The organism is Streptomyces sp. 8N706, from assembly GCF_052245415.1.
Taxonomy (GTDB): Bacteria; Actinomycetota; Actinomycetes; order Streptomycetales; family Streptomycetaceae; genus Streptomyces.
The window spans coordinates 1-11,996 of record NZ_JBQQBW010000007.1 but is presented as its reverse complement, the minus strand read 5'-3'; the positions used below and the strand labels follow the sequence as shown (position 1 = coordinate 11,996).

The window sequence follows — 11,996 nt, the reverse complement described above, 5'->3', positions numbered from 1 at the left end:
TGGGGATGTGTGACTGCGTGCGTACGTGTGGTCCCAACGTGCTCCCGGACGCGACGCCGGCTTGATGGTCATTCCCTCATTCCCACGCGGCAGCCGAAGATCGATCCCAGGGAGCGGCTCCGAGGCCGGAGAGCCACTGGCGCGGCGAGCGAGCCGTCGCCGCGCATGACGGGCCGACCGCCATTAGGCTTGCACAGGTGGCGTGGCCAGTCATTTTCGTGGTGGATCACGACCCGGGTTCGCTTCGCGTGCTGCTCGCCGATCTCACGCGACGGTTCGGCAGAGCATTCACGGTGAAGGGCGCGGGCTCACCGGAAGCCGCGCTCATCGAGGTGCAGGAACTCGCGCGCGCCGAGGAACCCGTCGCACTGCTGCTCGTGGACGACGACTCCGTCGACGTCCTCACACGGGCACACGAGCTGTATCCGCGCGCCAAGCGTGTGCTGCTCGTGGACCGCGACTACTCGTCGACCAGCCCGGCCGTACAGGCGATGGCACTCGGCCGCGCCGACTACCACATCGTGCGACCGTGGCCGGACGTCGAGATGCTGTTCCGCGCGGTGAGCGAGTTCCTGTCGTCGTGGACGAGGGATCAGGAGCCGACATTCGAGCTGTTCCGCGTCGTCGCCCCCAAGGGCGACCGCCGTGTGCTGCAGCTGCGCGATGTGATGGCACGCTTCAACCTGCCGTTCGCGGTCTACCCGGCCGAGGAGGAGGCCGGCCGGCGTCTGCTGAAGGAGGCCGGCATCGACGCGTCGCACCTGCCGGTGGTGATCCGCCATGACAGCCAGGCGTTCATCGATCCGACACTGCCCGATCTCGCCCGCGCGCTCGGGGTCAACGTCACGAACGACATGGACCTCTGCGACGTCGCCATCGTCGGTGCCGGGCCCGCCGGCCTGACGGCGGCGGTGTACGCGGCGTCCGAAGGACTGGACACCGTGCTGCTCGAACAGGCCATCTCGGGTGGGCAGGCCGGGACGAGCCCGATGATCAGGAACTATCCAGGGTTCCCCCACGGCATTGCCGGCGGCGACCTCATGGAGCAGACCTGCGAACAGGCGTGGCTGATGGGCGCGCACATCGTCTTCGCCCAGCAAGCGGTCTCGCTCCAACGCCGCGGCGACCGGCGAGTGGTGCACATGCTGGACGGCTCCGAGGTCAGCGCACGCGCGGTGCTGATCGCCACAGGCGTCGACTGGCGGCGACTCGGCGTGCCGGGTCTGGAAGCCCTGGTCGGTTCCGGCGTCTTCTACGGCACGGCCGTGGGCGAGAGCCGGGCGATGCGGGACCAGGACGTCTTCATCGTCGGCGCCGGAAACTCGGCCGGTCAGGCCGCGGTACATCTGGCCAAGCACGCTCGCACGGTCACCTTGGTGGTGCGGGGCGACAGCCTGGCGAAGTCGGTGTCGGCCTACCTGGTGCGTGCCGTCGGGGCGACGCCGAACATCATCGTCCGCCATCGGACGGAGGTCGTCGACGGTGGCGGCGATGGGCACCTGGAACACCTGACGCTCGGGGACCGGGAAGCGCACACCGTCGAGCGGGTTCCGGCAGCCGCACTGTTCATCATGATCGGCGGCGAACCGCACACGCAGTGGCTCCCGGACGGCATGGCGCGCGATGGGCAGGGCTACCTGGTGACAGGGCGCGAGATCCGCGAGGACTCCCCCGCGCGCTGGCCACTCGGCCGGGACCCCATGCCGCTGGAGACGAGCATGCCCGGCGTATTCGCGGCGGGAGACGTACGGAACGGCTCGATCAAACGTGTCGCCTCGGCGGTGGGCGAGGGAGCCACGGCCGTGCGCCTGGTGCACGAGTACCTGGGCAGCTGAGCCGCTCCTGTCCTCGATCACAAGGTCCACGCGCCGGCCGATCCTTCTCGGACGCTGCTGGGTCTGCATGTCGACAGATGTCCGGGCCGAGGATGCGCGCGTCAGCGTTCGCACGCCCGGGGCGGAGGAACACCTGATCGGTTCCTGTTGTTGTCGACCAGAGGCGCTCACCTTCGACCGCCCTGGTCCGATACGCCCCCGCTTCGACTGGCAAATACCATGTCACCTTCCCGCGCGGCCTTGATCGCACTCGCCGGCACGCTCATCGCCGTGCTTGCCGGCTGTTTCTCCGGTGGCAGCGAAGATGCAGCCGACAGAATGGCCACCCGGGGCTCAGCGTCCACCGCAACGGTGCCCACGGAGACGCCCACGACTCCGTCGCCGGACAGCCCCTCGCCCGCCCCGCAGACGACCTCGACGAAGCCGACTCCGCGTGAGACCAGTACGCAGACCCGGACCGCCTCGCTGACGATCCCGTCGATCGGCCTCAAGGACCTGCACGTCGTCCCGTACGAGGGAACGACCGACGACTGGCCGGGTACCCGGATCCAGAACCGCGGCGTGGCCACCAGCCCGTACGGGGACCATGGCGGTGTCGGCCCCGGTGAGGTCGGCAACTACCTCGTGACAGCCCACCGCCTCTCCGCTGGTGGGCCCCTGCGCAACCTCCCGTCCCTCGACCAGGGCGACTCGGTGCTCGTCACGTCGGGTGGCACGATCTACGCATACAAGATCACCAAGACCAGGGAGACCTCTTTCCGCTCCGAGAGCTCTCTCGCCGAGCAGCGGGCGGCGGTCCCCGGTTCCCCGGGTGAACGTCCCACGGAATCCATGATCACGATCTCGACCTGTGCGACTCCGGAGGACGACGCGGCCGGAAACTTCTGGCGCGACGACAAGGGCAACCCCGAGCACCGCATCGACAAGGTCGGCGTGCTGACCTCGACGCGGAAGGCTCCCGGCAAGCCGGCCTCACCCTGACCCGGCACTCCTTCGGATCTGGCGGGCAAGGCGCTCACAGCGCACCTGGCGGCCGGCCCCAGGGGCACCACCCTCGACGAACCCACCCCGTCCGGCCCCCGGAGCCGCGGAACCGGCAACTGCGCGACCGGTGCCATGTCCGTGTACTTGAGGTGCCAGGCCGGGACGGCCGCTCTCTCCTCCACCCCGGCCGTCCGCAACTGTGCCGGCCCTGCGACGTGGAGTGGCGGCATCCGCGCCCCCGCTCCTTACGACGCGATGGACGGCAGCTGTGGGGGAGGATTCTTCCCCCATCCCGCCCTCCCCCGCTAACGCTGGGCGGGGATCCCCACGGCAGTGGCTGGGGGGGACCCCATCCCGCAGGAGTACCGCGTGAGAGGGGCTTCCCACCTGGCCTCCGGGGGGTTGCGGCGGCGCCCCGGTTCCGGGGACACGCGTCGCCCGACCGCGCGTCCAGCGTGCGGGGCGGCGCGCTCCGTCACAGGCTCGTGGCAGTGGCTGCGAGGAGGTGGTGACGGATGCCGGTCTGGCGGATACGGGACTTTCACGACGATGACCTGGACCAGGCCGTTCAGGTATGGGACCAGAGCCGGGCGGACGACGAGCCGGCTCCGGTCTTTCCGATCTCGGAGGTCATGGCCGCGGCCCGGACGGGGCAGCCCGCCGTGGTGGCACTGGTCGGCGACGAGCTCGTGGGGACGGCGGTGGCGCAGACGGACGGCGAGCGGGCGTGGGTCCTGCTGGTGGCGCTGGCGGCGCGCTGGCGGCACCGGGGGATCGGCAGTGATCTGCTCGCCGAGCTGGAGCGGCGCCTCCGGGCGTCAGGGGTACGGCGCATCAGCGCGCTGCTGCCGGAGGCCGCCACCGGAACGGCGGCGCTGCGGAATTCCGGTTACCGGTCGCGGGAGAGGCTGGTCTATTTCGAGAAGGTGGAGCATCTGCCGGCGGCCGACGCGGGTCTGCTCGAGACGCTCGGCGGGAGGGTGCTGCCAAGCGGGCTGTGGAACGCCATGGCCGGGATGGAACGCGAGAAGCAGATCGTCGAGCGGCGGATCGTACTGCCGTTGAAGGAGCCGGAGCTGGTCGAGCGTTACGGGGTCGTCCCGCCGAAGGCGGTGATCCTCTTCGGACCGCCGGGGACCGGAAAGACCAGCTTCGTCAAGGCGGTCGCGTCCCGGCTGGATTGGCCATTCGTGGAGCTGTTCCCCTCCCGCCTGGCTGCGGCCGGCGGCCCGGCGGGGCTGGCCGCGGCGCTGCGGGAGGTGTACGCCGACATCACCGCCCTGGAGTCGGTCGTACTCTTCATCGACGAGGTCGAGGAGATCGCCGGCGTACGGACGGGGAGGGCCGCCGACCCGGGGCACATGGTGACCAACGAGCTGCTCAAACTGATCCCCGGCTTCCGCGAGCACGACGAGCACCTCATGGTCTGTGCGACCAATTCCGTACGCTCCCTGGACCCGGCGTTCCTGCGCCCGGGCCGGTTCGACTACGTCATCCCGATCGGGCCACCGGATACGGAGGCGCGGGCCGCGATCTGGAAGCGGTATCTGGGGTCGGCTGCCGAAACGGTCACCATCTCGCGGCTGGTGGAGGCCACCGAGATGTTCACCCCCGCGGACATCGAGTTCGCCGCGCGCAAGGGAGCGCAGGCGGCCTTCGAACGCGAGGTGATCCACCGCAAAGGGGAGCCCGCCACCACGGACGACTACCTCGCCGCCATCCAGGACATCAGGCCGACCCTCACCGATCAGATGCTCAGAGAATTCCACGAGGACATGGAGCGATACACCCGGATGTGACGTCGCTGGGTGGACGGAGATCGACGGAGCTCGCCCGGCGCGGGCGATCAAGCTCCATACCTTGACGCTCTGCGGCGTCCGGAGCGAACCCTGCCTACGGCTCTGACGTATGGCCGCTTCACGAGTCGGGGGAGCCCGCCGATCGATTGTTTCGTAGGCTGAGATCTTTTTCCGCGGTGCCGCTACGACTCCAGATACCTCAGCACCGCCAGGATCCGTCGACTGTAACCAGTGGTGTGTGCCAACTCCAGCTTGTCGAAGATGGTGTTGAGGTTCTTCTCCACCGCACTCAGCGAGATGTGCAGTTTCTCCGCGATGGCCATGTTGGTGTGCCCCTGGGCCAGAGTCTCGAGGACACTGCGTTCGCGGGGAGTGAGGCGGGCCAGCGGATCTCCGTGCGTGGTGCGGATGACCAGTTGCCGTACCACCTCGGGATCTATGGCAGCGCCGCCCGCCTGGACGCGCTCCAACGCGCCCAGAAACTCCTCGACCTGGGCGACGCGGTCCTTCAGGAGGTATCCAACCCGTTCCGCGTTGGAGGCAAGCAGTTGGGCCGCATAATTGCGCTCGATGTGCTGGGACAGCACCAGGACCCCGATCTCCGGCCACCGTTCGCGGATCTCCAGCGCCGCACGCAGCCCCTCGTCGGTGTGCGTCGGCGGCATCCGGATGTCCAGGACGACGATGTCCGGTCGCCGCGACTCCATCTCCTTCAGCAGGGAAACCGCGTCACCGAACGCAGCCAGGACCTCGTGCCCCTCTTCGACCAGCAGCCGGACCAGGCCTTCCCGTAACAGGGTCGAGTCCTCGGCGATCATCACGCGCATGGAAGCTCCGCGGTAATGGTGGTCGGTCCCCCCACGGGGCTGTCGATGTGCAGAGTGCCGTCGAGCGCGGTCACCCGGCTGCGCAACCCGCGCAGCCCGCTGCCCGTGGGATTCGCGCCGCCTCTGCCGTTGTCCTGGATCCGTACCGCCAGCACCCTGCCGCGGAGCACGACCTGGACGGAGATGGCCGTGGCACCGGAGTGCTTGGCCGCGTTGGTCACGGACTCCGACACCACGAAGTACGCGGCCGTCTCCACGGGCTGCGTAAGTGGCCCGCCGACGTCGAACGCCGTACGGATGGGGATGCTGCACCGCTCGGACACCCCGCCCAGCGCCTCCTCGAGCCCCAGGCTGTCCAGCGCTGAGGGATAGACCCGCCAGGCCACTTCGCGCAGTTCTGTGAGGACATCCCCCGACTCCTGGTGCGCCTGGCGCAGGAGGGCGTCCGCTTGCTCGGGACTACGCCCCCTGCGTGCACGGCCGAGCAGCATGGCGAGCGCCACCAGACGCTGCTGAACTCCGTCGTGGAGATCCCGCTCGATGCGCCGGCGTTCCGCGTCGACCGCCTGCACAACCGCCGCCCGGCTGGCGGCCAGTTCGTCGATGCGGCGCTGCAGCAGTTCCCCCTCGGAGGGGCCGAAACACTCGCGGGCGATCCGCGCGTCCAGGGCGGCAAGCGAGTGGAGCCCCTGAACGTCGAGGAAGAGCAGCACGCCGCCGAGGAGCACCTGCATCAGCAACTCGTCCCAGCGGACCGTCCCCTGAGCCATCCCCCTCAGCAGCAGCCCCGCCAGGACGACGCCGAAACCCAGCAGTCCGATCACGACTCCGCACAGCAGCCCCGAGTAACTGCGGACCGCCAGATAGCGCAGGACCTTCTGGTCGGACGCCCTGTAGCGCTCGGGAAAGCGGTCGCCGAAGAAGACGGACCGACGGGCCCGCTCCAGGGCTGTCAGCCGGCGAGCTCCGGCCATGAGGACGCTGAGGGCACTGGGCCGGGTGAGCGGCCACAGCAGGAAAGAGCCGAGGGCAGTGCCGACAAGGAGGAAGTACGAGAAGCTGAACAGGGCCGTGGCACAGCCGAGGAGCGCACCGAGGCTCCTGCGCGGCCAGGAAGGTGTCCGGACCGCCGCGACGACGTCCTCTCCGGAGTCGTCCTGACTCATCGGGCCCGCGAAGTGATGGGTGCTGATGCCTGCGGAGTCCCCCTGCACGGGGACCGAGCCTAGTGCGGCCGCACAGCCGGAGCAAGATCGCCCAGACTGCGCTGGGACGGGCCCGTGCGGGAGTGCGTGTGGCGGGTCATGAAGTGCGGCGGTGCTGGGCCCGGTTCCGGCCGCGCAGCCGTACGGCCACGTACGCCGCGAGGGCGACGACGACCAGAGCCAGGACGGCCTTGGAGAGGATCCCGACGTAGGTCTCCACCGCCGCCCACTGGTCGCCCAGCCAGTAACCGGCCAATACCAGGACCGAGTTCCAGATCAGGCTGCCGAGCGTGGTCAGCATGAGGAACACGAGCAGGGGCATCCGCTCCACCCCGGCGGGGACGGATATGAGGCTGCGGAAGATCGGCACCATGCGGCCGAGGAAGACCGCCTTGGTGCCGTGCTTCGCAAACCATTCCTCCGTGCGCTCCAGATCGGAGATCTGGACCAGCGGCAGCTTCGCCCAGATCGCGTGCATGCGTTCACGGCCGAAAAGCATCCCGATCCAGTAGAGGACCACGGCTCCCGCAACGGAACCGAGCGTGGTCCAGAACAGCGCCGAGGCCGGCGTGAGTACTCCCTGTCCGGCGGCGAACCCGGTCAGCGGCAGAATCACCTCGCTGGGCAGCGGTGGAAAGAGGTTCTCCAGCGCGATGGCCAAGCCGGCTCCCGGACCGCCCAAAGTGTCGACGAGATCGGCGGCCCAGCCCGCGATTCCGTCCGCGGGTTCCTCAGGCAGAGCCAAGGATGTGACGTGCATGTAGGTCTCCTAGCCGCGGGTCAATCGCCCGGGGCAGGCGCCCCGATGCCCCTCCAAGCTAGAAACCGCAGATCACCGGCGCTATGAGGATTGCCATCCGGCATGGTGGTGTTCTCCGCAGTACTCGACCTGCGGAAAACCGCACTGTCCGTAGGCCGGTAAGGCTGGATCGGCCACATGGCAGCGCTGCTGCCCGCGGCGATGCTGCCGACGCACGGCCTCTTCGTCGAGCGTTGGCTGCGCCGAGGACTTCCACTCCGACCGTCAGGCCTGTCGCTTCCCCGGCTCCGCGTACTGCGCACGGATGCGATGCTTGGCAATCTTGCCGTTGTCGTCACGCGGCAGGTCGTCGACGATCTCGATGTTCCGCGGCACCTTGAATCCGGCGAGCGTGGCGCGCAGGGCCTGGCCGAGCTCCCCCGGCTCGATCACGGCGTCGCGCTCCGGTTGCACCAGGGCGTGCAGCCGCTCGCCGAATTCCGGGTCAGGCACACCGAACACCGCGCAGTCGAGCACACCGGGCTGCACAAGGATCGCGTTCTCGATCTCAACCGGATAGATGTTGACTCCACCGGAGATCACCATGTCCACCGCGCGATCGCAGATGTAGAGGTAACCGTCCTCGTCGAGATAGCCCATGTCACCGAGGGTGATCAGGTCGTCCAGAGCGACGCGCTCACGCGCCTCGGGCTGATTCCGGTAGGTGAAGTCGGTGTACGCGGGCTGCCGCACGTAGATGATCCCGGTCTCACCGGGGGGACAGTCCACGCCGTCCGGGGAGACGACCCGGATCCGCGCCTCGCCGACCGGACGGCCGACACTGCCGGGACGCTCACGTGCCTCCTTCGAGTCGATGACGGTGATCCAGCCGCTCTCGCTGGAGGCGTAGGTCTCGTACACGATCGGCCCGAGCCAGTCGATCAGCGCCTTCTTCACCTCCGGAGCACAGGGCGCGCCCGTGGAACCGACGAACCGCAGCGAGGACAGGTCATAGCGCTCACGCACGCTGCGCGGCAGTTTCAGCAGGCGGACGTACATGGTCGGGACGCAGTACAGGGTGTCGACGCGGTGGCGCTCGATCAGGGCGAGCGTCTGCTCGGCGTCGAAGCGAGGTGCGATGACGAGGGTGTCGGCGATCTGGCTCGTCCACTGCACGAACCCGCTCGGCGCACTGTGGTAAAGCGGAGCCGGTATGAGGGCACGGCAGCCGGCCCGCACCCCGAAACAGGCCTCCATCACCTCGAGGGACCGACTCCGGTACAGCTCCAGCTCCCCCAGGGGTATGGGAGCGCGGACCACGCCCTTGGGCCGTCCCGTCGTGCCCGAGGTGTAGGCCATGTGCCCGCGCGGTGCGACGACCGGGCCGCTGTAATCCGGCTGGTCCACCAGCCAGTTCTCGTACTCGACCGCTTCGACGCCGGCATCGCCCGCGACGGCGAGCGTGGTGACGCCGTGGGGCAGCGCGGAGCGTGCCGCGTCGAGCAGATCTGCGTGGCCGACCACCACCCGGGCGCGGGAATCCTGGATGATGTAGCCGATTTCGGACGGCGTGAAATGCCAGTTGAGGGGGCAGTAGGAGAACCCGCCGATCCGGCAGGCGAGGATGATGTCCACGTAGACCGGATCGTTGCGCAGGAGCACCGCGACCACATCGCCCTCGCGCAGCCCCAGCGCCGCCAGGCCGCCCGCCAGTTTGCGCGCCCGGGCATCAAGCTCCTCGGGGGCGATCTCCGTGTCTTCGAAGCAGACGGTTGCGGTCATCCGGAATCCTCTCCTCATTGAGCGGTGTCCTGTACGGACGTGTTCGCGAGCCGGCGGTGCAGCCCGCGTGTGACTGCCTGTGGCCGGTACGGTCGGCGGGTTGGCGGTTATCCGTGCGGCCTGGTCGAACCGGCGCGACCGCCGCGAGCTCGACGTCCGCCCCGCGTTCGCACGCGCGGGGCCGAGCCGTCGGGTCCGGCCACGTCTCCTATCCGCGGAACGCGTTGTGCCCGGTGAACGCCTGTCCGAGCACCAGCTGGTGGATCTCGGCCGTGCCCTCATAGGTCAGCACCGTTTCGAGGTTCACCATGTGCCGGATCACCGGGTACTCCAGCGAAATGCCGTTGCCACCGAGGATGGAGCGCGCGGTCCGGCAGATCCCCAGCGCCTCGCGTGTGTTGTTGAGCTTGCCGAAGCTGACCTGTTCGGGGCGCAGGCCGACCGTGTCCTTCTGACGACCGAGGTGCAGGGACAGCAGCAGGCCCTTGTGCAGTTCCACCGCCATGTCGACGAGCTTGGCCTGGGTGAGCTGGAAGCCTGCGATCGGCTTGCCGAACTGGGTGCGCTGCTGGGCGTATTCGAGCGCGGCCTGCCAGGCGGACCGGGCGGATCCTATGGCGCCCCAGATGATTCCGTACCGCGCCTCGCTCAGGCAGCCGAGTGGTCCGGAGAGCCCCTTAGCCTTGGGCAGCATCGCGCTGCCGGGCAACCGGACGTCGTCCAGCACCAGTTCGCTGGTCACCGACGCCCGCAAGGACAGCTTGTGCTTGATCTTGGGGGCGCTGAATCCGGGCGTGTCGGTCGGAACGACGAAACCACGGACTCCGTCCTCGGTGGACGCCCACACCACGGCGACGTCGGCGATGCTGCCGTTGGTGATCCACATCTTGCGGCCGTTCAGGACCCAGTCCGTGCCGTCGCGCCGGGCCGTGGTCGTCATCGAGCCCGGGTCGGATCCCGAGTCGGGCTCGGTCAGACCGAAGCAGCCGATGGCCTCGCCCGCGGCCATGCGCGGCAGCCACTCCTGTTTCTGCTCCTCGGAACCGTTCGCCCAGATCGCGTACATCGCCAGTGAGCCCTGCACGGAGACCATCGAGCGAATGCCCGAGTCGGCGGCTTCCAGTTCCAGGCAGGCCAGACCGTAGTGCACGGCGCCGGCGCCGGCGCACCCGTAGCCCTCGAGGTGCATGCCGAGCACGCCGAGCTTGCCGAACTCCTTGGCGAGTTCCCGCGCGGTCGGCAGATCACCGGCCTCGAACCAGTCCGCGACGTAGGGGGTCACGTGTTCCGCACAGAACTTCCGGACGGTGTCGCGGACGTCCCGTTCGTCCTCGGAGAGCTGGGAGTCCAGGCCCAGCGGATCCATCGGGTCGAACGGAGCGAGAGTACGGCTGTTGCTCACGGTGCTTCCTTACGTGATGACGTGATGGACATCGAAACGGGCCGAGGGATCCGCCCCCCGTAGCCGGCGGCGGCTCTGCTGCCTGTCTTCAGCGGGCTCCGCCGTTGACGTACAGGGTCTGGCCACTGACGTACGAGGCGTCGTCGCCGGCGAGGAACGCGACCACGGCGGCGATCTCCTCGGGCTGCCCGACGCGGCGCAGCGGGGTGCGCTCGGCGGCCAGCTGCTGGTGCTCCTCGGGTGCGGAGCCGACCCGCTCGGCGGTGGCGGCGGTCATGGCAGTGGCGATGTACCCGGGGGCGACCGCGTTGACGTTGATGTCGTACGGGCCCAGCTCGATGGCGAGGGTTGCGGTGAGGCCCTGGATCCCGGCTTTGGCGGCGGCGTAGTTGGCCTGGCCGCGGTTGCCCAGGGCGGAGCGACTGCTGAGTGAGACGATCTTGCCGTACCGCTGCTTCACCATGTAGGTCTGCGCGGCTTGGGCACAGTTGAAGGCGCTGGTGAGGTTGACGGTGAGGACGGTGTCCCAGTCGGCCTTCGGCATCTTGAAGAAGAGGTTGTCGCGGGTGATGCCGGCGTTGTTGACCAAGATGTGCAGGCCGCCCAGCTCCTCGACGATCCGCGCGAAGACGACCTCGACGGCGTCGAGGTCGGCGACGTCGCATCCGTACGCACGGGCGGTGCCGCCCTTCTCCCGGATCTGCGCCGCGACGGCCTCGCCCCGCTCGGCGGTCAGGTCGACGACGGCGACGGCGGCGCCCTCCTCGGCCAGGCGCCGGGCGGTGGCCGCGCCGATGCCCTGGGCGGCTCCGGTGACGACAGCGACCTTGTCGGTGAACCTGCTCACGAATGTTCTCCCATCGGTGATGTCTTCTGCAGTGAGTGGGTGTCAGCCACGGTCGACGACCACGGCGCTGCCTTGGCCGACGCCGACGCACATGGTGGCCAGCCCGCGGCGGGCGCCGGTGCGGCGCATACGGTGCAGCAAGGTGGTGAGGATGCGGGCGCCGGAGCAGCCGAGGGGGTGGCCGAGCGCGATGGCGCCGCCGGTGGGGTTGACGAGCTCCGGATCGATGCCCAACTGGTCCATGCAGGCAAGTGCCTGAGCGGCGAAGGCCTCATTGAACTCGGCCTCCTCGATGCCGGCGATGTCCCGGCCGAGCCGGGCAAGCGCCTTGCGGGTGGCGGGGACCGGGCCGATGCCCATGGTGTCGGGGTGGACCCCGGCACTGGCGCCGGCGGCGTAGCGGCCCAGCGGCTCCAGCTCCAGCTCGCCCAGCGCCTCCTCGCTGACCAGCAGCAGACCGGCGGCGCCGTCGTTCATCGGGGAGGCATTGCCGGCGGTGACGCTGCCGCCCTGGCGGAAGACCGGCTTGAGGGAGGCGAGGCGCTCGGCGGTGGTGTCCTCGCGGATGCCCTCATC

10 protein-coding genes are annotated in these 11,996 nt (G+C 69.1%); 3 read left to right on the top strand and 7 right to left on the bottom strand.

The window, feature by feature from the left end; all coding sequences use genetic code 11:
* Positions 1–197: 197 nt before the first annotated feature.
* The 3 genes from ACTWQE_RS04775 (at position 198) to ACTWQE_RS04765 (ending at position 4,618) form a co-directional block, all read left to right on the top strand.
* Positions 198–1,835, top strand: coding sequence for an FAD-dependent oxidoreductase (locus ACTWQE_RS04775; RefSeq protein ID WP_443327531.1), 1,638 nt, complete (start codon positions 198–200; stop codon positions 1,833–1,835).
* Between the two features lie 219 nt (positions 1,836–2,054).
* Positions 2,055–2,816, top strand: a complete 762-nt coding sequence (locus ACTWQE_RS04770; protein WP_443327530.1) for a class E sortase — start codon at positions 2,055–2,057, stop codon at positions 2,814–2,816.
* A gap of 518 nt (positions 2,817–3,334) precedes the next feature.
* A complete protein-coding gene (locus tag ACTWQE_RS04765; protein WP_443327529.1) occupies positions 3,335–4,618 on the top strand; it encodes an ATP-binding protein in 1,284 nt (427 codons plus the stop codon).
* A 182-nt stretch (positions 4,619–4,800) separates the two neighbouring features.
* Here the strand turns inward: ACTWQE_RS04765 and ACTWQE_RS04760 are convergent, their stop codons facing one another.
* From ACTWQE_RS04760 to ACTWQE_RS04730, 7 genes are all read right to left on the bottom strand, one after another.
* A complete protein-coding gene (locus ACTWQE_RS04760) occupies positions 4,801–5,445 on the bottom strand; it encodes a response regulator (protein WP_443327528.1) in 645 nt (214 codons plus the stop codon).
* Positions 5,436–6,659, bottom strand: a complete 1,224-nt coding sequence (locus ACTWQE_RS04755; RefSeq protein WP_443327527.1) for a sensor histidine kinase — start codon at positions 6,657–6,659, stop codon at positions 5,436–5,438. Before ACTWQE_RS04755 ends, ACTWQE_RS04760 begins: the two co-directional genes overlap by 10 nt.
* An 88-nt stretch (positions 6,660–6,747) precedes the next feature.
* Positions 6,748–7,410 (bottom strand): DedA family protein, encoded by a 663-nt coding sequence (locus tag ACTWQE_RS04750; protein WP_443327526.1) that lies wholly within the window; start codon positions 7,408–7,410, stop codon positions 6,748–6,750.
* A 264-nt stretch (positions 7,411–7,674) separates the two neighbouring features.
* Positions 7,675–9,171 (bottom strand): AMP-binding protein, encoded by a 1,497-nt coding sequence (locus ACTWQE_RS04745; RefSeq protein WP_443327525.1) that lies wholly within the window; start codon positions 9,169–9,171, stop codon positions 7,675–7,677.
* A gap of 208 nt (positions 9,172–9,379) precedes the next feature.
* Complete coding sequence (locus ACTWQE_RS04740; protein WP_443327524.1) at positions 9,380–10,573, bottom strand: acyl-CoA dehydrogenase family protein; 1,194 nt, start codon at positions 10,571–10,573, stop codon at positions 9,380–9,382.
* An 88-nt stretch (positions 10,574–10,661) separates the two neighbouring features.
* The gene (gene fabG, locus ACTWQE_RS04735) at positions 10,662–11,420 is read right to left on the bottom strand and encodes a 3-oxoacyl-ACP reductase FabG (RefSeq protein ID WP_443327523.1); all 759 of its coding nucleotides are present in this window, start codon (positions 11,418–11,420) and stop codon (positions 10,662–10,664) included.
* Positions 11,421–11,462: 42 nt separating this feature from the next.
* The coding region (locus ACTWQE_RS04730) for a thiolase family protein (protein WP_443327522.1) at positions 11,463–11,996 on the bottom strand (534 nt) is incomplete at its 5' end.